The sequence below is a fragment of the Microbacterium sp. zg.Y1084 genome, assembly GCF_024623595.1.
In the GTDB taxonomy this organism is placed as follows: domain Bacteria; phylum Actinomycetota; class Actinomycetes; order Actinomycetales; family Microbacteriaceae; genus Microbacterium; species Microbacterium wangruii.
In genome coordinates this window covers 68,123-90,625 of the sequence record NZ_JANJGV010000012.1, presented here as the reverse complement: position 1 = coordinate 90,625, position 22,503 = coordinate 68,123, and the positions used below count along the sequence as shown (strand labels likewise).

Here is a 22,503-nt window from a genome sequence, read left to right as displayed (position 1 = left end):
GCCTCGCCCGGCGCCAGCTCGGTGATCGCCGAAGAAGCGGATGCCGTGGTCTGCTCAAGCACCATGGCATCCACCCGCCTCGGTTGCGGCTGCGTGCACGACGATGTCGAACTGCATGTTGCTCCCCCCCAGGAACATTGCGGCAGCGCCGCGATCCCCCAATGAGCGGCCGAAGCCGCTGATTCCCCAATGTCGTCGGATGATGCCCCCAGGCGTTCATCCGGTGCTCGGATTTCTCCGCGGCCGTCCCACCGGCCGTGCAAGGTGATTCTTACACTGATCCGCCGCGAAGCAAAGCATCTGCTCTTCGCGGACGTCCGCGCGCCGCCATCGAGGGGCGCGGGAGCCGAGTTGGCACACCGGCGGGTGAGGTGTACTGTCGGCGTCAGTCGACGTGGGGGAACTCGTCGACCTTGGGGAAATCGCGTGACCCGGTTGGGGCCGGGAGCGTGTGACATGCGTTTTGGGGGCGTCATGACACAACGAGTGGGCTATGCGGCGGGGGCGTTCGACCTGTTCCACGTGGGGCATCTGAACATCCTTCGTCTTGCTCGCGAGCATTGCGATCACCTCATCGCCGGGGTGGTGAGCGACGAGATGCTCTTGCAGACGAAGGGTCTGTCGTCGTTCATCCCCACGGACGAGCGCGCCGAGATCGTGCGCCACGTCGACTTCGTGGACGAGGTGCACATCGAGGCCGTCCCCGACAAGCTGCAGGTGTGGGAGGAGCTGCGCTTCACGCACTTCTTCAAGGGCGATGACTGGCGCGGCACCCCTCGGGGGGAGCAGCTCGAGCGCGAGTTCGCCGCGGTGGGAGTGGAAGTCGTGTACTTCCCCTACACCGCGCACACATCCAGCACACAGCTGCGTCAGGCGCTGGACGCCGCGGTGCACCTCGCCCGGGCGCGCAACGCGCGTGACGCGGCGTTGGTGGCGATGGCCTAGTCCGTCGTCGTCGGCTCCGTCGGCGCGCAGAGAAGCGGGGGGCCCCCCCCGCGGGCTCCGGCGGGTGAGGTGGGGGGGGGGTCGGTGTGGGTGGGGGCGCCCGCGCGCCCCCCCCCCCGCCCCCCCCCCCCCCCCGGGGGCCCCCCCGCTTCTTGTGGGTGCCTACTTGTCGGTGACGGCGTCCTTGACCTCGTCGACGGCCTGCTTGCCCTTGCCCTTGGCCTGGTCGACGTGACCCTCGGTCTCCATCGACTTGTCACCGGTCGCCTTGCCGATGCCCTCCTTGGCCTGACCCTTGAGCTCTTCGCCCTTGTGCTTCATGTCGTCTCCGATGCCCATGGCAATCTCCTTCTCTTGGGGGTCCACGACCGCGTCAGCGGTCTGTGGGGGTTTCTGTGGCGGCGCCGTCTTCGGAGGCCGCCGCGGGCGACGGGTCGGGTTCGAGCCGCACCTCTTCGCGGGTGACGGGCACGGTCACGGTGACCTGCTCCGTCACGACGTACCGCCGCAGCCGCAGGCCGCCGGATGCCGCCGGGGGAGCGGTGGCGGCGTCTCCGGCATCCGCGGGGCTCGCCTGGTCGTGGTCGTGGTCGTGGTCGTCGCGGTGAGCGTGCTCGTGCTCGTGGCTCTGCCCGTCGTGCTCGTGCTCGTGCGTGTGCCCTCGGTCGTCGCCATCCGTTTCTGGGGCGTCGCGCAGCGCGTAGTACGCGTAGAGCTCCTCCTCCTCGCGGTGGGTGAGCTCTGCATCCGAATCGATGCGCGGAGCGTGCTTGACGGCATCCTTCCCATAGGGGATGCGCACGCCGCCGTCGACCTCCTCCGCCTGCTCGAGGGGGACGAACGACTCGGACGTGCCGAACAGTCCGGTCTTCACGGTCATCCAGTTGGGGGTGCCGGTGGTCGGGTCGACGTAGACCTGTCCGACCGTGCCCACCTTGTCGCCGTCGGTGTCGACCACGTGGCGGCCCACCAGGCTGGCGATGTCATGGGATCCGATCATGTTCCGTTCTCCTGTCTGCCGAGGCCGACGCGGTCGACCCGGCGGTGATAACGCATTCCGGCTGCCCCGCCCAGCAGTGCGCCGAGGAGGGTGACGATCGCCACCCCCAGGGCGGTGAGGATGCCCGTCAGGGTCGCCGACTCGGCGTCGACGGGGATCTGCGGCAGCCCCTGCAGTCCGCTGAGGGCGCTGTCCCGGCTTCCGGTGATGGCACCCACGACCGCGATGACGATCGCAATGACCACCGCCCAGATCCAGACCGCCAGACCCTGCTTCACTCCGCTGAAGCGGGCCATGCGCCCGGCCACATAACCGCCCGCGACGTAGGCGACGAACAACACGACGGCCAGGACGATCGCGCCGACGATGCCCGCAGTGTCACTGGCGGCGGCATCGACGACCTCTTCGAGCGTCGCCTCTGACGCGACGGCGAGGCCGATCGCGCCCACGAGGGTGCCGAGCACCACCACTGCGCCGACCGCGGTCAGCCAGCCGAAGAACGCCGCCCCGAAGTGGAATCCGCCGAATCGCTCCTTCTCCCGCCCCACGACGTCGCGCTGCAGCGTGTGGGACGCATCGACTCTCGCCGCAGCGCCCGTGGATGCCGGGTCGTACACTGGTGCGCCGAGGTCGCCTCGCTCAGGTGTGCTCATGACCCGACGCTAACTTCGGCGTGCGGTGGTCTGCATGGGGTTGCGAGGATCTGGCGGCGGGCGTAGCCTCCCGGGTCGGCACCCGTGATCTCCGAATGCCGGGACGTGGCGTGCTAAGCTGTCTCTTTGGTGCAGGCCGCCTGCTGGCCGGCACCGCGAACGTGAGCCCTCCACTGGCGTGTTCGACCGCTTCTGCGGCGCGAACCACCCCGGAGTGGGATTCACGAACTCCTCCGTTCGACACAAGAAAGCAGCACTATCGTGACGCGCACTTTCACCCCCAAGGCTGGCGAGATCCAGCGCGAGTGGCTGGTCATCGACGCAACAGACGTCGTCCTCGGTCGCCTCGCCTCGCACGCCGCCGCCCTTCTGCGTGGCAAGCACAAGGCCACCTTCGCCAACCACATGGACTCCGGTGACTTCGTCATCATCGTCAACGCCGACAAGGTCGCGCTGACGGGCCAGAAGCTCCAGAAGAAGCGTGCCTACCGCCACTCCGGCTACCCGGGCGGCCTCAAGTCGGTCTCCTACGAGGAGCTCCTCGAGAAGAACCCGGCCCGCGCCGTCGAGAAGGCGATCCGCGGCATGCTGCCGAAGAACAGCCTCGGCCGCCAGCAGCTCTCGAAGCTGAAGGTCTACGCCGGCGGCGAGCACCCGCACGCGGCGCAGCAGCCCAAGACGTACACCCTCGACCAGGTCGCCCAGTAAGCGCCCCTCAGATTTAAGGACAACTGATGGCGAACATCGAAGAGACCCCGCAGAACTACTCCACCGAGACTCCCGCCGAGGAGACGCAGGCCGCCGTCGCGCGCCCCGTCCTTTCGGTTCCCGGCGCAGCGGTCGGCCGTCGCAAGCAGGCCATCGCCCGCGTGCGTCTGATCCCCGGCTCGGGCACCATCACGGTCAACGGCCGCACGCTCGAGGACTACTTCCCGAACAAGCTGCACCAGCAGCTGATCACCGACCCGTTCACGGTGCTCAACCTCACCGGCGCATACGACGTCATCGCCCGCATCTCGGGTGGCGGTGACTCGGGCCAGGCCGGCGCGCTGCGCCTCGGCATCGCCCGTGCGCTCAACCAGATCGACGCCGAGAACAACCGCCCGACCCTCAAGAAGGCCGGCTTCCTCTCGCGTGACGCCCGCGTCATCGAGCGCAAGAAGGCCGGTCTCAAGAAGGCCCGCAAGGCACCTCAGTACTCGAAGCGCTGATCACTCAGCAGATGGCGCTGTTCGGCACGGATGGTGTGCGGGGGCTGGCCAACGGCCCCCTCACCGCCGACCTCGCGCTCTCCCTGGCCCAGGCGACTGCCGTCGTCCTGGGCCAGGGGCGTATTGCGACGGCACGGCGGCAGGCGGGCAGACGACTGACCGCGGTCGTCGCCCGCGACCCCCGCATATCGGGGGAGTTCCTCTCGGCTGCGGTCGAGGCGGGTCTCGCCTCGTCGGGCGTCGATGTGCTCGACGCCGGCGTGGTGCCGACGCCCGCTGCCGCGTTCCTGGTGGCCGACCGCGATGCCGATTTCGGCGTGATGGTCTCGGCGTCCCACAATCCCGCGCCCGACAACGGGATCAAGCTCTTCGCCCGCGGCGGGGTGAAGCTGCCCGATGAGGTCGAGGCGCGCATCGAAGAGGCGATGTCGGGACCCAAGCTGCAGCCCACCGGCGGCGACGTCGGGCGCATCCAGCGGTTCGCCGACGCCGAGGACCGCTACATCGTGCACCTCCTCGCGTCGCTGCCTCACCGCCTCGACGGCCTGCACGTCGTGATCGACTGCGCCCACGGCGCGGCATCCGGCGTCTCGCCCGACGTCTTCACCGACGCGGGGGCCAAAGTGACCGTCATCGGGGCCGACCCCGACGGGCTCAACATCAACGACGGCTACGGCTCGACGCACCTCGATGTGCTCGCCGGAGAGGTCGTGCGCGTCGGCGCCGACATCGGCATCGCCCACGACGGCGACGCCGACCGCTGCCTGGCCGTGGACGCCGACGGCCGCATCGTGGACGGCGATCAGATCATGGCCATCCTCGCCCTGTCGATGAAGAGCCGCGGACGACTCAAGGACGACACCCTCGTCGCCACCGTGATGAGCAACCTCGGCCTGCACCGGGCCATGGCCGCCAGCGGCATCCATGTCGAGCAGACGGGTGTGGGCGACCGCTACGTTCTGGAACGGATGAGCGCCAGCGGGTTCTCCCTCGGCGGCGAGCAGTCGGGCCACGTCATCATGAGCGACTTCGCCACCACCGGCGACGGTCTGCTCACCGGCCTGCACCTGTGCGCCGAGATGGCGCGCACCGGCAAGACGCTCGCCGAACTGGCATCCGTCATGACCGTCTTCCCGCAGGTTCTCGTCAACGTGCGGGACGTCGACCGCTCCCGCGTCGACGACGACGAAGGCGTGCAGGAGGCGGTGGCGTCCGCAGCCGCCGCACTCGGCATGTCGGGTCGCGTCCTGCTCCGCGCCTCCGGAACCGAGCCGCTCGTGCGCGTGATGGTCGAGGCCGAGACCGCAGACGTCGCCAGCGACGTGGCGGCGCAGTTGGCAGCCGTCGTGAGCGAGCGTCTCGCCCTTCCTGCGTAGGTTTCACCGTGTCGCAGGGCCGGTTTCTTGGTTGTGGTGCCGCAGATGCGATAGAAATGAGGGCACCGGCACTGGAGCCGTGCTGACGTCGCATTCCCCCCACGCGTCGTCTCCTCGCTCTGACGCCGACTGGCCTGCGCTTGTGCACGAGCGCTGTGGCCGCGAGAGGGCCGCGCTCTGGGGGCCGGTCCTCTCCGCATTGGCGGGTGGCGGTTCTCTCGGGCAGGTGGTGCGGGGAGTGCTCAGTCGGTGGTGGGGGCGGTCCACGACAGGGACTCGATGTAGCGCAGCAGCACGCCTTCGCGCAGCGCCCACGGGCTGACCTCGAGCTCATCGACATCGAGGGCCTTCATCGCGCGGTGCAGCACGACGGCCGCCGCGACGATCTGGAACGTGCGGTCCGCGGTGATGCCCGGCAGCGCCTCGCGCGCGGCCGCCGGCATCTGCGCAAGGCGAGGGATCCACTCCTTCAGCGCTGAGCGGGGCAGCACCATGCGCTCGATCCCCGACCAGCCGGGCACGGGGTACCCCGCCAGCTTCGCCAGTGAGCGGATCGCCTTGGACGATCCGACGACGTGATCGGGGCGCGGCAGGTCCGCGAACATCTCCGCCACGGGGGCGAGCGTCTTGCGCGCGTGCTTGCGCAGGCGGTCGACCTCGTCGGCGCCGGGCGGGTCGTTCGGCAGGTACTTCACCGTCATGCGCCCGGCCCCCAGGGGCACGGAGGCCGCGGCATCCGGAAGCTCGTCCGCACCCGCGGCCAGCTCCAGCGAGCCGCCGCCGATGTCGAACAGCAGGATCTGTCCGGCCGACCACCCGAACCAGCGGCGCACGGCGAGGAAGGTGAACCGCGCCTCCGTCTCACCGCCGAGCACCTGCAGCTCCTGGCCCAGCGCCTCCTCGATCCGCGCGATCACCGCCTTGCCGTTCTTCGCCTCGCGCACGGCGCTCGTGGCCGTCGCCAGCAATTCGGCGACGTTCTCGCGGGCCACGGTCTCGCGGGCGTCGGTCACCGCGGCCACAAGGGCGTCCACGCCGTCGGCGCTGATCGACCCATCGGGCTCCAGGTAGCGCATCAGTCGCAGCACCGTGCGGCGGCTGGTCGTCGCGTGCGGCCTGCCGCCGGGGATCACATCCGCGATCAGCAGGTGGACGGTGTTCGAACCGATGTCGAGGACTCCAAGGCGCACGGGGTCAGCGTAGCGGCGCGGATACCCCGGCGTCCCGGCCTTGTGCGTCGCTTCGGCCGCGAGGCGGTCGGCCGTGCACGGCGTCGCCCGTGCGGGTGCGTGGACCCGCACCGTCGCACCGATACGATGGGCGCGATGGCCGAGACCACTGCCGCGCGCGACGCCGATGCTCCCGCTCCCGCACCTCTGGCGCGGGAGCTCTACCGCGAGATCGACCGACCCGAATGGGCGCGGCTGGCCGGCGGCATCCCGAACCCGCTGACCGAGACCGAGGTCGTGCAGCTGCGCGGCATCGGCGACCGGCTCGACCTCGACGAGGTGCGTCAGGTCTATCTCCCGCTCAGCCGGCTGCTGTCGCTGTACGCGGAGAACACCAAACGCCTGGGCGCGGAGGAGAGTGCGTTCCTGGGGGAGCTGGACACCACGACGCCCTTCGTGGTCGGGGTCGCCGGCTCCGTCGCCGTCGGCAAGTCCACCATCGCGCGCCTGCTGCGCGAGTTGATGAGCCGCTGGCCCGGGACTCCGCGCGTCGAACTGGTGACCACAGACGGATTCCTCTACTCCAACGCCGAGCTCGAGCGCCGGGGCATCATGCACCGCAAGGGATTCCCGGAGTCGTACGACCGCCGCGCCCTGGTGCAGTTCCTCACCGAGGTCAAAAGCGGAGCCGGCGAGGTGCGGGCGCCGTTCTACTCGCACATGCGGTACGACATCATCACCGACGCGCAGGTCACCGTGCGCCGTCCCGACGTCGTCATCGTCGAGGGCCTGAACGTGCTGCAGCCGCCGCCGTCCCCCAACGACGTGGCGGTCAGTGATCTCTTCGACTTCTCGATCTACATCGACGCCGATGCCGAACACATCAGGCAGTGGTTCGTCGAGCGGTTCCTGGCGCTGCGTCGCGCCGCGTTCACCAACCCGAACTCGTTCTTCAACCGCTTCGCCGGCGTCGGCGACGACGAGGCCGTGACCCTCGCGCTGGGCTTCTGGAACGACATCAACCTCCCCAACCTGCGGGAGAACGTCGAGCCCACCCGGCACCGTGCGACGCTCGTGCTGGAGAAGGGCGCCGACCACGCCGTGGAGCGGGTGCTGCTGCGCAAGCTCTGACCGGCGGATGCCGCCGGGCCGCCGCCTGAACCGGCGCTGGTGCCGCGCAACCACTTCTGGATACACTGCGAACGGGGATGTCGGTCCGTCCGCGCCAGGGGTGGCGCGGTCCGCGTCTCACCCGAAGCGCGGAGGACCGGATTCCTGCCGACCCCTGCGGGGTGGCAGGCGATGGGGGGATTCATGGGGAAATCGCCGGCACGTGTTCACTCCGCGGCGGAGAGGTGATGAGCACGCGGGTCACCTTCATGGTCCCCTGGCTGGGCCGCGAAGAGGTCGAGGCCGTCACCGAGGTCATCGCCAGCGGCTGGATCGCGCAAGGGCCGAGGGTGGCGCAGTTCGAGCGGGAGTTCGCCGAGGCCGTGGACGGGCGCTTCGCCGTGGCGACGACCAGCGGTACGACCGCGCGTCACCTCGCGCTGCGCGTTGCAGGGATCGGTCCGGGGGATGACGTCGTCGTGCCCTCGTATTGCTTCATCGCGACGATCAACGCCGTGCGCCATGTGGGAGCGAACCCCGTGTTCGCCGATGTCGACCCGATCACGGGGAACGTGACGGGAACGACGGTGAGCATGGCGATCACCTCTGCGACCAAAGCCGTGATCGCCGTGGACCAGGGAGGCGTGCCCGTCGACCTCGATGACGTGCGCAGCGCGACCGATCCGCTCGGGATCATCGTGATCGAGGATGCCGCGTGCGGCGCCGGTTCCACGTACAAGGGTCGGCCGGTGGGGGCCGGAGCGGAGATCGTGGCGTGGTCCTTCCACCCGAGGAATCTCGTGACCACGGGGGAAGGCGGCATGCTGACCACCGCGCGCGGCGATTGGGCCAAGCGCGCACGTCGGCTGCGCGACCACGCCGCGACGGTCTCCGGGGCCGAGCGCCGCGCGTCGGTGCTGCCGCTCGTCGAGGAGTACGCCGAGGTGGGATACAACTTCCGCATGACCGACATGCAGGCGGCGATCGGCCGGGTGCAGCTGCAGCGCCTGCCGCTGGTCGTCCAGCGTCGGCGCGAGCTCGCCGCGCGCTACCGCGCCGCCATCCGCGGGATACCCGGGCTGCGGCCCGTCGCGGATCCCGACTACGGGACAGGAAATGTGCAGTCGTTCTGGGTGGAGGTGCTCGATGAGTACCCCACCGACCGCGACGGGCTGCTGGCCGCGCTCGCCGAAGCAGATGTGTCCGCTCGCCGCGGCGTCATGGCATCCCACCGGCAGCCTCCGTACCGGGACGTCGTCCCCACGAACGGACTGCCCGCGACGGACCGTCTCACCGACCACACGCTGGTGCTGCCGATGTTCCACACGATGAGCCAGGACGATCAGGATCGGGTCATCGAGGTGCTGCGCTCGCCCGTGTGATCGGCGACACGGCACGGGCTGGGATCCGGCGACGGCGCCGGCCAGGCCCTGCCCGATGACCGGGGTGCCGGGGGAGTGGACGGCTCATGCCCCTCAGGGGGAGGGGGCAACGGATGCCCGGCCGGGCGGGCCGCAGGCCCCGTAGGGTGCTGGCATCCATCGCCCGGATCAGGACATGAGCCGCCACAACTGGTCCGTGGCCCGCCGCGGATCCCCGCGGAAGAGCACGGAAGCTCGAGAGCCGGGGGCGCCTGCGACCGTCCCCCGCATCAGTAGGCGCCCTGGGGCCGCACCATGACCGCCGCGGTGCGCATGATGATGCGCAGGTCGGTGGCCAGCGACCAGTTCTCGACGTAGTGCAGATCCAGACGGACGCTCTCGTCCCATGACAGGTCGCTGCGTCCGCTGACCTGCCAGAGGCCGGTGATGCCGGGCTGCACGTACAGCCGGCGCAGCACCGCGCGGTCATAGCCGCGCACCTCGTCGGGCAGCGGGGGCCGCGGCCCCACGACGCTCATCTCGCCCATCAGCACGTTCCAGAACTGCGGAAGCTCATCGAGCGAGAACCGCCTCAGCACCTTGCCCACCCTCGTCACACGCGGGTCGGCCTTCATCTTGAACAGCGGCCCGGCGCCCTCGTTGTGACCGATGAGCTCCTCCCGCTCGGTCTCGGCCGTTGCGCGCATCGTGCGGAACTTCAGGATGCCGAACTCGCGCCCATCGCGCCCGATCCGCTGCTGTCTGAAGAACACGCCCCCCGGAGTGTCCATGGTGATCAGCAGGGCGATGATCGGTGTGATCAACGCGATCGGGACGAGCGCGACGAGCGCGACGGCCACGTCGAGCGCCCGCTTCGCGCTCATCCGCGAGTGGTCGAACCGGGGGAGCCTGACGCGTGTCAGGGCCAGCCCGTGCGTCCGTTCCACCGAGATGCGGGAGCGGACCACGTCGGTCAGGCGGGTGGCGAACACCAGGTCGGTGGCCGCGCCCTCCAGGCTCCAGCTGAGCCGCCGGGTGAAGTCCGGGTCATCCGTCGCCCCCGCGACGATGACCGTCTCGACGCAGAGCTCACGGGCGATGTCCGCGGCCTGTCCCGGCGACCCCAGCACGGGGTAGGTGAGGCCGTCGACGGTCAGCACGCTGCTGTCCGTCTCCCGCAGGGCTGTGCCCACGACGTGGTGCTGAAGCCGCGGATCCATGCGCAGGGAGCGGATCGTGTGCTCGACGGCGTCGCGGTCGCCCACGATCAGGGTGCGCGGCGCGAGTTCCGCGTTGTCGCGCCGGCGCAGCCGTACGACCAGCCGTACAGCGCGCGCCCCCACGAGCCCTGTGATGCCGGCAGGCGCCGCGACCAGCGCGAGCTGCGGGACCATCGGCCACCCCATGGCGGCCGTCGTGATCGCGACCAGAGCCAGCGCGGCCGCGGCGGATTGAGCCGCGGCGATCACGCCGAACCGCCGACCGGCGTCGCGGCGGGCACCCGCCCCCCGCGCCACCAGCAGCCCCACGATCCACACGGCCGCGAAGACGCCCGCCTGCACGAGCGCGACGACGCCTGCGGCGCCGAAGGGCGGCATCACCGCGAGGGCGAGCGCCGTGCTCGAGAGGATCGCCGCCACGTCGACGGCAGCGCCGATCGCCCGCCGTCGCCGGACGACGGTGAGCCGACGCTCCAGCAGGGGCAGGAATCGGGGAGCGTTGACAGCAGTGCCGCCCCCCAGCGACGTCGTCACGTCCCCCAGCGGAGCGGTCGCTGCCCCCAGCGATACGGTCGCGCCGCTCACCGACGCGCTCCGGCGTCGAACGGATCCGTCTCGAGCCGACGGAGTGCGCGCGAATGCGTGCGCAGAACTAGCCGTTTCCCCATGAACGCGTTCCCCAGTGTCCCCCTGCGCGGACAAGTCCGCGCATCCCCCAGCAAGGCGCCCGTCCTGTCGCGGTCCGATTCCCACATCGGACCGAAGCGGAGTCCGACCCCTCGGAGCTCCGCGGCCCCCGAGGGGGCGGGCGTGGGTTGAGTATGCCACACGGGGCGGGCGGAGGGGAAGCGATTCGCCGGGGCGCGTGATCACCGCTGCGGCGCGACCACGCCCCCGAATACACGTTGTGCCGTGCACACGATCGTATGCACGGCACAACGTCCCCCCACGGTGCACGGTGTCCCCAATGCCCCCATGGTTCGACGGGAGGTGAATCGCCCGGGACTCCCCAAATGCCTCAGGCCCTCGCCCGTCGGCGGCCATATTACACAGATTGCCGTGGCCCAGAACAGGGGACTGCTCCCCATGGCGGGCGCAGATGACTCGTGTCAGTTCGGGCGCGCCGCATCCGCCCTCGGTCTAGGGACATCCGCTAGCATTGACGCGCCGACGCGAATAACTCAGCTGCCCCCCAAGCGGCGATTCGAGCGTGTACCGTCCCCAACGGAGCGCTCGAGAGTGCGCGGTATGGGGCCCTCTCGAGTGAATCAGTCCCCAAATGGCTGGCCCGAGAGGGCCCCGCTTCGCGCCCGGCTGCCGGCTGTTGTCGACACGCCGTGGTTACCCCCCATAATCGGTGATATGGGGGTTACCATCGCGCGCTCGAGATCCGCCTGATGGCGCATCATCGCCGCAGGTCGTCCACCCGTCGGACGTCTCTGCTGAGCGCCCGCACGAGCGCATCAGAGACGTCCGCTCCGGTGCGACCGGCGGCGAACGCTGCGGCCACGCAGAGCGCGTCGCCCCGGCGCCTCAGGGTGCCTGGCCGGCTCCGCGGTTCTCAGATCGCCCGCATCGCGCTGGGCCTGGTTGCGGTGATCGTCTACACCAGCTCAGGGGTGCCGTTGCCGTCGCATGCCGCCGCCGACGCCGCCCCGGCCGCAGAGCGCTCCACCGCGGCGCCTTCCGACCGGGCGGATGCGGCGCGGGGAACGCTGGTGAGTCTGTCCGATCCCGAGCGGGTCGCCGAGGCCGACCAGGCCGTGCTGTTCGTGCACGGCTGGTTGAGCACGTCCCTGCCGAGCGCCGACGGCGCCCAGCCGGGTATCGCCCAGTCCCCGTTCGCACATCACGCGGCGGCGGATGGCGGGAAGGTCTCGGCGGCCGCTCTCGGCCGTCCCATGGCATCGTCCGCGGCGCCCGGCTCGGTGCAGGAGGCGCTCGAGGCGCTCCCGGGGACGACGCTGCACGCATTCGATTACTCGCAGACCTCCTCGGCGTGGGTGGGTGGCGACGCGGTCGTGGACGGATTGGCGGATGCCATCCGCACCCTGGCCGAGCAGACCCAGGCCCCCGTCGACGTGGTCGCGCACTCGATGGGAGGCCTGGCGATGCGTCACGCGGTCTCCGCGCACCCCGACCTCGTGCCCCTGGTCGGGCAGGTCGTGACCGTCGGCACCCCCAGCCTCGGCTCGGATGCCGCCGCCCTCCTCGACGCCATCTCGCTGGTGACCGGCACCGTCATCGGCGCCGGCTCCGCCGCGCGGGCGCTCATCGTGCCGGCGCTGGTGGATCTGTGCAATCGCGACCTGGCGGCGGACGCGATGAACGGCTGCGGGCTGCCGACGTGGCTGCGCACCTCGATCGCCAACACGGGCGAGGCGGGGCGCGCGCTGCATGTCGGATCGGAGGAGCTGCGCTCGATGCCGGCATGGCCCGAGTCCCTCGCCGTGCACGCCGTGGCCGGCGACGCCCGGCTGCGCGTCGGCGAGATGGTGCTGTCGTTCGGTGACGGGTTGGTCTCTCGTGCATCCGCCGTCGCAGATGCCGACACCACCTTCGAGGCGCGCTGCGAGGAGCGGGTGTCTCCGGACGCGCTCGGCATCGCGGCCCTGCTCCGCGGTGACGCCGTCGTGCCGTTCGGCGGAGGCGAGTGCGCCCACGACGGGCTGCTGCGCAACCGCGACGTCGTCGACGACGTGGTGCGCGTGCTCACCGGGATGCCGGCGCGGGGTCCCATGGCCCGCGTGCCCTGATCGACGCGTGGCCCACGGGCATCGACGAGCGGACAGCGCAGCGGTGGTGCCCAGCCCGCGTGCGTGAGGTGCCCACGACGATCCGGTTTAGGATCGCAAGCATGTGCGGAATCATCGGATACGTCGGCCCGCGGCCGAGCCAGGACATCCTCCTCTCCGGCCTGGCCCGTCTGGAATACCGGGGCTACGACTCGGCCGGTGTCGCCGTGATCGACGACACCGGGCACATGGGCACCCGCAAGCGGGCGGGCAAGCTGAGCGTGCTCCGCGACGACCTCGCCGCGCACCCGATGCCCGACGGCACCACCGGGATCGGCCACACGCGGTGGGCAACGCACGGTGCGCCCACCGACGCCAACGCGCATCCGCACCTTGCCGACGACGACCGTCTCGCCGTCATCCACAACGGCATCATCGAGAACTTCGCCGACCTGAAGGCCGAGCTCGTGTCGGAGGGCTACACGTTCCGCAGTGAGACCGACACCGAGGTGGCGGCGGTGCTCCTCGGGCGGGCCTACCGTGAGCAGAGCGGCGACCTCGTCGCGGCATTCCGGTCCGTCGTGTCCCAGCTGGAGGGCGCGTTCACCCTGCTGGCGATGCACCAGGACAGCCCCGGCGTGGTGGTCGGCGCTCGCCGCAACTCGCCGCTGGTGATCGGCCTGGGTGAGGGCGAGAACTTCCTCGGCTCCGACGTCGCCGCGTTCGTGGAGCACACCCGCAACGCCCTGGCCATCGGTCAGGACCAGATCGTCGCGATCACGCCCGATGCCGTCACCGTCACCGATTTCGACGGCAACGACGTCGAGGTGGAGCCGTTCGAGGTGGTGTGGGACGCGTCCGCCGCGGAGAAGGGCGGCTGGCCGTCGTTCATGGCGAAGGAGGTCTCGGAGGAGCCCGAGGCCGTCGCCAAGACAGTGCTCGGTCGCATCCACGAGGGCGTCGTGCAGATCCCCGAGCTCGACGGACTCGACGAGCTGTTCCTCGGCGTCAACCGCATCGTCATCCTCGCGTGCGGCACCGCCGCGTACGCCGGGATGGTGGGCAAGTACGCCCTGGAGCAGTGGACGCGCATCCCCGTCGACGTGGAGCTGGCCCACGAGTTCCGCTACCGCGACCCGGTGATCGGACCCGACACCCTCGTGGTGTCGATCAGCCAGTCCGGCGAGACGATGGACACGCTGATGGCGGTGAAGTACGCCTCGGCGCACGGCGCGAAGACCCTCTCGATCTGCAACACCCAGGGCGCCACCATCCCCCGGGAATCGGATGCCGTCGTCTACACCCACGCCGGACCCGAGGTCGCCGTGGCCTCGACGAAGGCGTTCATCGCACAGATCACCGCGCTGTACCTGCTGGCGCTGCACGTCGGTCGCCTGCGCGGTGCGCTGACCGAGGTGCAGGTCGCCGAGCATGCGCGCGAACTCGAGGCGGTCCCCGCCAAGATCGCGCACATCCTCGCCGAGGAGCAGGCGCACATCGAGCAGTTCGCCCATTGGATGGCCGACACCCGCTCCGTGCTGTTCCTCGGGCGCCACGTCGGCTACCCGATCGCCCTCGAGGGAGCGCTCAAGCTCAAGGAGATCTCGTACATCCACGCCGAGGGCTTCGCCGCCGGCGAGCTCAAGCACGGCCCGATCGCGCTGATCGAGCCCGGACAGCCGGTCTTCGTCATCGTCCCCTCGCCGCGCGAGTCCGCCGAGCTGCACAAGAAGGTCGTCTCCAATATCCAGGAGATCCGTGCGCGCGGCGCTCGCGTCATCGCGGTCGCCGAAGAGGGCGACGCCGCGGTGCTGCCGTACGCCGACGAGGTGCTGCGCATCCCGTTGGCGGGGCCGCTGTTCGAGCCGCTGCTGGCGGTCGTTCCGCTGCACATCTTCGCGATGGGCCTGGCCACCGCCAAGGGACTGGACGTCGACCAGCCCCGCAACCTCGCGAAGTCCGTCACCGTCGAGTGAGCACGATCGCCCGCGGGGGAGTCATCCCTCCCGCGGGCGTCGGGGCGTGGGGCGCCGTGCCCCGGGCGTCCTTCTGCGGGTGGTCTGCGGTTTCTTTCCGTCGTTGCGTTAGATAAGTTGCTACTTATATAGTCCTGACGTGGACGTGTTCGATGTGCTGGCGGATGCCGCCCGGCGGCGGATCCTCGAGGTGCTCGCCTATGGCGCGCAGCCCGCGGGGGCGCTCGTCGAGCTGATCCGCAGCGAGTACGGCATCTCGCAGCCGGCGGTGTCGCAGCACCTGCGGGTGCTGCGCGACAACGGGTTCGTGACGTCGACGCCCGAGGGGACCCGCCGCATCTACGCCGTCGATCCAGCAGGGCTGGCGGCGGCGGAGGCTGCGCTCGCGCGCCTGCGGGCACCGTGGGCGCAACGTCTCGACGCCCTCCACACCGAGATCGCCCGCGGCGCACGTGCCACGGCGCGGTCGGCGGATGCCGCACCGGCGCGGCATCCCTCACCCCGACGAAAGGACGCCTCATGACACTCGGCAGCCCCCTCATCCAGCGGCACGGCGACGGCTACCGCCTCGTCTACGACGAGGTCTACGCCACCGACCTCGACGACCTGTGGGCAGCGGTCACCCAGCGCGACCGGCTGGCGCGGTGGATGGCGGACTACTCCGGCGACCTCGCACTGGGCGGCCGGTGGGAGGTCGCCGACGGCGACGGAGAGGGCGCGTGGGGCAGCGGAACCATCGCCGCATGCGACCCGCCGCGCGGGTTCACGACCGTCTGGCAGGCCGTGGGGGAGGAGCCGACCGAGCTGGTCGTGCGGCTGGAGACCGTCGACGGCGGCACCCGGCTCGTGCTCGAGCACACCGGCATCCGGTCCTCTTCGTACGCGGCCGGCTGGCGCGCCTATCTCGAAGCGCTCGACGCGCACCTGCGCACACCCGGCGCCGATCGCGACGGCGAGGGATGGCAGCGGCGGTACGAGGATCTCGCCCCCGGCTGCGAAGCGCGGTTCGCCGAGCTCTGACCGGGCCGCAGGGCGCTCCCGCCGCGTCGCGGAGTAGGCTGGCAGAGGCGGCGCACGGTCCGATCTGCGACGCCAGGGAGGCCCGCGTGATCGTCGGAATCGGCATCGACCTCGTCGACATCCCCCGGTTCGAACGGTCGCTCGAGCGCACGCCGCGCCTGGTCGAGCGCCTGTTCTCGCCCACCGAGCGGAAGCTGCCGGCGCGGTCGCTGGCCGCCCGCTACGCCGCGAAGGAAGCACTCATCAAGGCGCTCGGCGGCTCGGACGGCGTGCACTGGACCGAGATCGAGATCACGCCGGAGCCCTCCGGCCGCCCCTGGTTCACCCTCACCGGCTCGACGGCCGACGTCGTGGCCGAGCGGGGCATCACGACCCTGCATCTGTCGCTCTCGCACGACGGCGGCTTCGCCACCGCCTATGTCGTGGCCGAGGCGCTCGGCGCCGGTGCCGTGGGCGGCGTGGGCGTGGCCGCACCCGCCGTCGAGGGTGCATCATGACGCGGATGCCGGCCGGCCTCCTGCGCGAAGCCGTCGTCGATGTCGGTGCGATCGGCGCGAACGTGCGCCACCTGCGACAGCTCACCGGCGTCGAGGTGCTCGCCGTGGTCAAGGCCGACGGGTACGGGCACGGCGCGGCACGCACCGCGCGGGTCGCCCTCGCCGCCGGTGCCACCCGCCTGGGCGTCGTGGATGTGCAGGAGGCGCTGGAGCTGCGACGCGCCGGCATCGATGCGCCCGTGCTCGCGTGGCTGCACGCCCCCGGTGCATCGTTCGCCGACGCGGCGGCGCAGGGCATCGAACTGGGGATCTCGAGCGGCGATCAGCTGCGGGCCGCCGCCGCGGCGGCATCCGCCGATCGTCCGGTGTCCGTGCACCTGAAGGTCGAGACCGGACTGGGCCGCAACGGCCTGGCGCCGGCGGACTGGACCGAGGCGTTCGCCGAGGCTGCGCGGCTGGAGAGGCAGGGCGAGGTGCGGGTCGCCGGTCTGTTCAGCCACCTCTCCAACACTTCCGTCGAAGACGATCGCGTCGCGCTGAAGACGTTCCACGAGGCGGCCGCCCTGGCCTCGGCGGCCGGGCTCGCCCCGCAGGTGCACCACATCGCCGCGACGAATGCCGCGATCGCACTGCCCGAAGCCCGGCTGGACTGCGTGCGCATCGGCATCGGCATGTACGGGCTGTCGCCGTTCGACGACCGCACATCTGCCGACCTGGGGCTCCGTCCCGCGATGACGCTGCGCGCCGCCGTCGCCGCCGTCCGCCGCGTGCCCGCAGGCCAGGGGGTGTCGTACGGGTACACCCACCGCACCGAGACCGAGACGACGCTGGCCCTGGTGCCGCTGGGCTACGCCGACGGCGTGCCGCGCGCCGCCTCGGGTCGCGGCCCGGTCGTGATCGGCGGTCGCCGGTACACGGTGGCCGGGCGCATCGCCATGGACCAGTTCGTGGTCGACGTGGGCGATGCCCCGGTGGCGGTGGGGGACGAGGCGGTGCTCTTCGGCGACCCGGAGCGGGGCGTGCCGGCGGCGGACGAATGGGGCACGGCATCCGGGTCGATCAACTACGAGATCGTCACGCGCATCGGGCAGCGCGTTCCCCGCAGCGAGGTGTCGTCGTGATCGGGGCAGCCCGCACCGCGCCGGCCGCGCACAACGTCGCCATCGCGGGCGGGGTCGGCGCGCGCAACCGGTCTCTGCCCTGCCTGGCGCCCGGATCGGCGACGATGTGCACGGGAGGGCGGCGATGAGCGGACTGGATGGCTTCGTCGGCGAGCGCGAGATCGACTCCCCGGCCGACATGGAGGCCCTCGGCCGCGCCTTCGGCGAGAGCCTGCGCGCGGGCGACCTGGTGGTGCTCACCGGGGCGCTCGGAGCGGGCAAGACCACGCTGACGCGCGGGATCGCGGCGGGTCTGGGAGTGCGCGGTCCCGTGCAGAGCCCCACCTTCGTCATCGCCCGCACCCACCCGTCGCTCGTGGGCGGCCCTGCTCTCGTGCACGTCGACGCGTACCGGCTCGGCTCGGCGGCCGAGCTCGACGACCTCGACATCGACCTCGACGGCTCCGTCGTGGTGGTGGAGTGGGGACGCGACATGGTGCCCGGCCTGCGTGACGACTGGTGGGAGGTGGAGCTCGACCGCGAGTGGCACGGCCGCGGTGTCGACACCGCCTGCGGCACGTTCTCCCGCGCCACCGAGGAACTCGACGCCGACACCCCGCGCCGGGTCGTCGTCTCCCGTCGCCCCTGAACCGACGAGGGCCCGGCCGGTGCGCGCCTGCAGCCGGGACGAGGATGCCACGCGCCCGCGCGGGTAGCCTGGGAGGGTGATCCTCGGCATCGACACCTCGCTCGGAACGGCGCTCGCCATCGTCGAGGATGACGGCGTCGTGCGCGCTTCCGCCGCCGCCGCCAACCCGCTCGGCCACGCCGAGGTGATCGGCGACCTGCTGCGGCAGGTGCTCGACGAGGCGGCCTACGGGCCCGTGGGAGCCACCGGCGCACCCGAGCCCGTCGCGCTCACGCACGTGGCCGCGGGGATGGGCCCCGGTCCGTTCACCGGCCTGCGGGTGGGCATCGCCGCGGCGACCGCTTTCGCGCTGGCGCGCGGCATCCCGCTCGTGCCCGTCCCCAGTCACCACGCCGTCGCGCTGGAGGTGCTGCTCGCCGACGCGATCGCCGGGGAAGACACCCCGCGGTTCGCCGTCGTCACCGATGCCCGCCGCCGCGAGTTCGCGTACTCCGTCTACGAGGGGATGGACGACGACGGCCTGCCCGTGTGCGTCGCCGGTCCCGCCCTCGTCCCGCGCGACGACCTCGATGCCCGACTCGGCACCCTCGATGCCCGCCGCCACGACGCCACTGCGGTGCCGGCGACGCTGCTCGCGCTCGTCGCCGCACGCACCCTCGCCGCCGGCCGGCCCCTCGGCCCCGCCGAGCCGCTGTACCTGCGCACCCCGGACGTGTCCGTTCCGGCGCCGCGCAAGAAGGTCGGCGCGTGAGCGCGGGCGTGCGCACCGCCACGGTGGCCGACCTCGGGGCCATCATGGCGCTCGAGCGGGCCGCCTTCCCCACCGACGCGTGGAGCGAGACGGCCATGCGCGCCGAGATCGCGTCGCCGCACGGGCGCTACCTCGCCCTCGAAGAGGCGGGCGTGCTGGTCGGCTACGCCGGGCTGCGCGCACCGGCCGGGGCGAAGGATGCCGATGTGCAGACCATCGCCGTCGCGGCCGCCGCCCGTGGACGCGGCTACGGGCGCACCCTGCTGCGGGCGTTGCTGACCGAGGCGGCGAGCCGCGGCGCCGCGGAGGTCTTCCTCGAGGTGCGTGCCGACAATCCCGTCGCGGCCGCGCTGTACGCATCGGAGGGCTTCACCGAACTCGGCCGTCGCCCCCGCTACTACCAGCCGGACGACGTGGATGCCGTCGTGATGCGGCTCGACCTGCGCAGCTGGGCCACATCGTCCGTCCCCGACCCCGGCGTCGGTGACAGGCTCACGACGAGCGCCGACGTCGCCCTCACCGACGACGCGGCGATCGCGACCCGCACCGCCGACACCGCACCCCGGGAGGATCGCCTGTGAACCGTGTCGACCCGCTCGTGCTGGGCATCGAGACCAGCTGCGACGAGACCGGCATCGGCATCGTCCGCGGCCGGCGCCTGCTCGCCAACACCATCGCCAGCTCTATGGACGAGCACGCCCGCTACGGCGGCGTCGTGCCCGAGATCGCCGCGCGCGCCCACCTCGAAGCGCTGCAGCCGGCGATCGAGCGCGCCCTGGCTGACGCGTCCGCCGCCGAGGGACGGCCGCTCTCGCTGGCCGATCTCGACGCCGTGGCCGTCACCAGCGGCCCCGGACTCGCGGGGGCGCTCATGGTCGGAGTGGGCGCGGCCAAAGCCCTCGCGGTCGGGCTGGGCGTGCCCCTGTACGCCGTCAACCACCTCGTGGGGCACATCGCCGCCGACCTGCTGACCGGAGACGCGGTGGAGTACCCCACCGTGGCGCTGCTGGTCAGCGGCGGCCACACCTCGCTGCTGCTGGTGCGCGACCTCACCACAGATGTGGAGATGCTCGGCGAGACCGTCGACGACGCCGCCGGCGAGGCGTTCGACAAGGTGGCCCGCATTCTGGGGCTGCCGTACCCCGGCGGCCCCGAGATCGACCGCGCCGCCGCGGCCGGCGACCCGGCGGCCATCCGCTTCCCCCGCGGTCTCTCCCGCGCCTCGGACATGGCCGAGCACCGCTACGACTTCTCGTTCTCGGGGCTGAAGACCGCCGTGGCGCGCTGGATCGAGCAGCGCGAGGCAGCGGGGGAGCCGGTGCCGGCCGCCGACGTCGCGGCATCCTTCCGGGAGGCGGTCGTGGACGTGCTCGTCACCAAGGCGCTCGACGCCTGCGTGCGCCACGACGTGCCGCGGCTGCTGCTGGGCGGGGGTGTCATCGCCAACCGGCGCCTGCGGGAGGTGGCCCTCGCCCGCGCCGCCGAGGTGGGGGTGACCGTGCGGATCCCGCCGCTGAGCCTGTGCACCGACAACGGCGCCATGATCGCAGGGCTCGCCGCCGAGCTCATCACCGCGGGCCGGCCGCCCTCGACCCTGCACTTCGGTGCGGACTCGACGCTGCCGGTCACCGAGATCCAGGTGGCTGAGGAGGTGCCCGCATGAGCGACGAACGCCCGGATGCCACGCGCCGCCGCCGCCGCGACGCGGGTCCGACGGAGCCGGCCGCTCCCGTCGCGCCGGCCGCGCCGTCGGGCCCGGCTGTCCCGGCGCCCGCCGCAGCCGCGGTCCCGCCGCCCGCCACTGCCGCGTCGCCCGCCGCGGCCGTCCCGCCGCCGCCACCCGCCGTCTCACCGTCGTGGCCCGCCGTCCCCCCGCCGTTGCCCGACCCGTCGCCCGCCGCAGACCCGCCGCCCGCCGCAGACCCGCGGGTCGAGCCGCCGTCACCCGACGTCGTCCCCGCCGACGAGGCGCCGCGGCTGCCGGGGGAGCACCGGGGCGGCTTCCATCGCCTCCCGACCGCGCCGGTGGACGTCGCGGTCGCCACCACCGGCACGGTTCCCACCTGGACCGAGCCGCAGCGCCCCGGCGTCGGCATCGCCGGATGGGCCCTCGGATTCGCGATCGTCGCGGTCGTCGTCTCGTGGTTCGTCGGCTGGGGCTTCCCCCTCGGCATCGGCGCGGCCGTGGCCGCGATCGTCGCACTGTGCCGGCCACTGGAGAGCCGCCCCATCGCGGTGTGGGCGCTCGTGCTCGGCGTGCTGTCCGTGCTGTACAGCGCGGGGTGGCTCGTGTGGGCCGCACAGACGTCCGACCTGCTCGGCTGACGGCGCCCGGGGCGTCAGCGCGCCCCGCGGGCTCAGACGACGCGGTCTGCCAGCAGCGCCAGCCGCTTGCTGCCCACGCGGGTGAGCAGCAGGGTCGCCGAGGCGGTGCCCGACAGCTTGAGCTTCGTCCGCAGCGTCGCCGGGTCGACGTCGACCCCGCGCTTCTTGATCTCCAGGGTGCCGATGCCCCGCTCGCGCAGCGCCTTGGACAGATTCTTCACATCGGCCGGCAGACGCTCGCGCACCCGGAAGCTCGACACGAACGGGCTCGTCATGGCGGCATCGCCGGTGAGGTACGCGATGCCCGGGGCGAGCATCCCGGCATCCAGCCGCCGGGCGACCTCGCCGATCAGCCTGGCGCGGATCACGGCGCCGTCCGGCTCGTGCACGAACGCGCCGAGCTCGCGCACCGGTGCGTCGGGTGCGTCGGCGGCGGCGGTGATCTCATGGGCGGTGTCGCCGCGCAGCACGAGGGCGGCACGGCGGATGCCGGGACGCGCGAGGCGGCCGGTCCACACGACGAGTTCGATGGTCGAGCCGTCGACGCTGATCCACTGCGCCTCGACGTCGGCCGGCAGGGCCGTGCGGTCGAAGGCAGGACCCAGCTTGATGCCCGCCGGCGTTTGCTCGGCCAGCGAGAAGACCCATTCCAGCGAGGGCGACCAGGCGTCGGGGCCCAGTCGGGTGGTCTCGGTGTGACCGGCGGTACGACGGGCCGGATCGAGCCAGACCGCGTCGACCGAGGGGACGTCGAACGACTCCGCGCGACCGTGGTGCACCCGCACCTGCTGGCCGAACGGGGCGAGGTTGTACGCCGCGATCGCCGCGGTCACCTCGTCGGCTTCGACGGCCTCGACCTCCAGGCCCAGGGCGGCCAGGCCCAGCGCGTCGCCGCCGATGCCGCAGCCGAGATCGGCCACGCGGGAGAAGCCGGCGTCGCGGAAGCGGCCGGCGTGACGCGCGGCGACCGCCAGCCGCGTGGACTGCTCCAGGCCCGCGCGCGTGAAGAGCATCCGATCGGCGAACTCGCCGAACTTCGCCTCTGCCTTCACCCGCAGCCTGGCCTGGCCGACGACGGCGGAGACCAGATCAGGGGAGTGCCCCGCAGCCCGCAGTCGCGACACCGCAGCGGCCGCGTCGGCGGTGCTGCGGATGGGACCGGTCGCGTCGAGCAGCCGCAGCCCTTCGGGGGTCAGCAACGCGGTCAGCTCGGACAAGTCCACCCGTTCAGCCTAGGGTGGCCGGCCGTCGCGCGCCGCCACGTGGCTGCGCGACCGGCCGGCGTCACGGGGCGTCACCTCGACTGGCACTCGCGTTGCATGAGTGCCAGTGCGCCCGTACACTTGCGTTAGCACTCTCAACAGGTGGGTGCTAACGAGTCTTCAGTTCCAAGAAAGAGGTAGAC

23 protein-coding genes are annotated in these 22,503 nt (G+C 71.8%); 17 read left to right on the top strand and 6 right to left on the bottom strand.

What is annotated here, in order from left to right; translation table 11 throughout:
* Positions 1–474 precede the first annotated feature (474 nt).
* On the top strand, positions 475–945 hold the full coding sequence (locus NQ165_RS13900; protein WP_257526344.1) for an adenylyltransferase/cytidyltransferase family protein: 471 nt from the start codon (positions 475–477) through the stop codon (positions 943–945).
* Positions 946–1,107: 162 nt separating this feature from the next.
* Here NQ165_RS13900 and NQ165_RS13895 read toward each other — a convergent pair whose 3' ends face one another.
* From NQ165_RS13895 to NQ165_RS13885, 3 genes are read right to left on the bottom strand one after another with little or no spacing between them, the layout of a single operon-like run.
* Positions 1,108–1,284, bottom strand: coding sequence for a CsbD family protein (locus NQ165_RS13895; RefSeq protein ID WP_257526345.1), 177 nt, complete (start codon positions 1,282–1,284; stop codon positions 1,108–1,110).
* 34 nt (positions 1,285–1,318) lie between these two features.
* A complete protein-coding gene (locus tag NQ165_RS13890; protein WP_257526346.1) occupies positions 1,319–1,945 on the bottom strand; it encodes a PRC-barrel domain-containing protein in 627 nt (208 codons plus the stop codon).
* Entirely contained in the window at positions 1,942–2,598 is a 657-nt protein-coding gene (locus NQ165_RS13885) for a hypothetical protein (RefSeq protein ID WP_257526347.1), read from the bottom strand. The genes NQ165_RS13890 and NQ165_RS13885 overlap by 4 nt, the downstream gene beginning before the upstream one ends.
* Positions 2,599–2,859: 261 nt before the next feature.
* Here NQ165_RS13885 and rplM point away from each other — a divergent pair, with 261 nt between their 5' ends.
* Genes rplM through glmM form a run of 3 tightly spaced genes read left to right on the top strand, consistent with a single transcriptional unit; the run spans position 2,860 to position 5,185 of the window.
* Positions 2,860–3,306 (top strand): 50S ribosomal protein L13, encoded by a 447-nt coding sequence (gene rplM, locus NQ165_RS13880; RefSeq protein WP_257526348.1) that lies wholly within the window; start codon positions 2,860–2,862, stop codon positions 3,304–3,306.
* Positions 3,307–3,332: 26 nt separating this feature from the next.
* Complete coding sequence (gene rpsI / locus NQ165_RS13875; protein WP_257526349.1) at positions 3,333–3,809, top strand: 30S ribosomal protein S9; 477 nt, start codon at positions 3,333–3,335, stop codon at positions 3,807–3,809.
* An 11-nt stretch (positions 3,810–3,820) separates the two neighbouring features.
* Entirely contained in the window at positions 3,821–5,185 is a 1,365-nt protein-coding gene (gene glmM / locus NQ165_RS13870; protein ID WP_257526350.1) for a phosphoglucosamine mutase, read from the top strand.
* A gap of 242 nt (positions 5,186–5,427) precedes the next feature.
* Here the strand turns inward: glmM and NQ165_RS13865 are convergent, their stop codons facing one another.
* On the bottom strand, positions 5,428–6,375 hold the full coding sequence (locus tag NQ165_RS13865) for a Ppx/GppA phosphatase family protein (protein WP_257526351.1): 948 nt from the start codon (positions 6,373–6,375) through the stop codon (positions 5,428–5,430).
* A 135-nt stretch (positions 6,376–6,510) separates the two neighbouring features.
* Between NQ165_RS13865 and coaA the strand changes: the two genes are divergently transcribed.
* Positions 6,511–7,485 (top strand): type I pantothenate kinase, encoded by a 975-nt coding sequence (gene coaA, locus NQ165_RS13860; RefSeq protein ID WP_257526352.1) that lies wholly within the window; start codon positions 6,511–6,513, stop codon positions 7,483–7,485.
* A gap of 227 nt (positions 7,486–7,712) precedes the next feature.
* Positions 7,713–8,846, top strand: coding sequence for a DegT/DnrJ/EryC1/StrS aminotransferase family protein (locus NQ165_RS13855; RefSeq protein WP_257526353.1), 1,134 nt, complete (start codon positions 7,713–7,715; stop codon positions 8,844–8,846).
* 269 nt (positions 8,847–9,115) lie between these two features.
* On the opposite strand, the gene NQ165_RS13850 is transcribed toward NQ165_RS13855, so the two are convergent.
* On the bottom strand, positions 9,116–10,630 hold the full coding sequence (locus NQ165_RS13850; RefSeq protein WP_257526354.1) for a sugar transferase: 1,515 nt from the start codon (positions 10,628–10,630) through the stop codon (positions 9,116–9,118).
* Positions 10,631–11,583: 953 nt separating this feature from the next.
* Between NQ165_RS13850 and NQ165_RS13845 the strand changes: the two genes are divergently transcribed.
* From NQ165_RS13845 to NQ165_RS13795, 11 genes are all read left to right on the top strand, one after another.
* On the top strand, positions 11,584–12,801 hold the full coding sequence (locus NQ165_RS13845; protein WP_257526355.1) for a triacylglycerol lipase: 1,218 nt from the start codon (positions 11,584–11,586) through the stop codon (positions 12,799–12,801).
* 101 nt (positions 12,802–12,902) lie between these two features.
* Entirely contained in the window at positions 12,903–14,756 is a 1,854-nt protein-coding gene (glmS, locus tag NQ165_RS13840; RefSeq protein ID WP_257526356.1) for a glutamine--fructose-6-phosphate transaminase (isomerizing), read from the top strand.
* A 139-nt stretch (positions 14,757–14,895) separates the two neighbouring features.
* Positions 14,896–15,279, top strand: a complete 384-nt coding sequence (locus tag NQ165_RS13835) for a helix-turn-helix transcriptional regulator (RefSeq protein ID WP_257526357.1) — start codon at positions 14,896–14,898, stop codon at positions 15,277–15,279.
* Entirely contained in the window at positions 15,276–15,776 is a 501-nt protein-coding gene (locus NQ165_RS13830; protein ID WP_257533923.1) for an SRPBCC domain-containing protein, read from the top strand. Before NQ165_RS13835 ends, NQ165_RS13830 begins: the two co-directional genes overlap by 4 nt.
* Before the next feature lie 86 nt (positions 15,777–15,862).
* Positions 15,863–16,273: a holo-ACP synthase gene (locus NQ165_RS13825; protein WP_257526360.1), complete on the top strand. Its 411-nt coding sequence runs from the start codon at positions 15,863–15,865 to the stop codon at positions 16,271–16,273.
* The gene (gene alr / locus NQ165_RS13820) at positions 16,270–17,394 is read left to right on the top strand and encodes an alanine racemase (RefSeq protein ID WP_257533922.1); all 1,125 of its coding nucleotides are present in this window, start codon (positions 16,270–16,272) and stop codon (positions 17,392–17,394) included. Before NQ165_RS13825 ends, alr begins: the two co-directional genes overlap by 4 nt.
* Positions 17,395–17,518: 124 nt before the next feature.
* Positions 17,519–18,022, top strand: coding sequence for a tRNA (adenosine(37)-N6)-threonylcarbamoyltransferase complex ATPase subunit type 1 TsaE (gene tsaE / locus NQ165_RS13815; RefSeq protein ID WP_257526363.1), 504 nt, complete (start codon positions 17,519–17,521; stop codon positions 18,020–18,022).
* 76 nt (positions 18,023–18,098) lie between these two features.
* The gene (gene tsaB, locus NQ165_RS13810) at positions 18,099–18,773 is read left to right on the top strand and encodes a tRNA (adenosine(37)-N6)-threonylcarbamoyltransferase complex dimerization subunit type 1 TsaB (protein WP_257526364.1); all 675 of its coding nucleotides are present in this window, start codon (positions 18,099–18,101) and stop codon (positions 18,771–18,773) included.
* Complete coding sequence (gene rimI / locus NQ165_RS13805) at positions 18,770–19,354, top strand: ribosomal protein S18-alanine N-acetyltransferase (RefSeq protein WP_257533921.1); 585 nt, start codon at positions 18,770–18,772, stop codon at positions 19,352–19,354. Before tsaB ends, rimI begins: the two co-directional genes overlap by 4 nt.
* Entirely contained in the window at positions 19,351–20,436 is a 1,086-nt protein-coding gene (gene tsaD, locus NQ165_RS13800; protein ID WP_257533920.1) for a tRNA (adenosine(37)-N6)-threonylcarbamoyltransferase complex transferase subunit TsaD, read from the top strand. Before rimI ends, tsaD begins: the two co-directional genes overlap by 4 nt.
* A complete protein-coding gene (locus NQ165_RS13795; protein WP_257533919.1) occupies positions 20,433–21,098 on the top strand; it encodes a hypothetical protein in 666 nt (221 codons plus the stop codon). Before tsaD ends, NQ165_RS13795 begins: the two co-directional genes overlap by 4 nt.
* Positions 21,099–21,130: 32 nt before the next feature.
* On the opposite strand, the gene NQ165_RS13790 is transcribed toward NQ165_RS13795, so the two are convergent.
* Entirely contained in the window at positions 21,131–22,321 is a 1,191-nt protein-coding gene (locus NQ165_RS13790; protein WP_257533918.1) for a class I SAM-dependent methyltransferase, read from the bottom strand.
* Positions 22,322–22,503 lie beyond the last annotated feature (182 nt).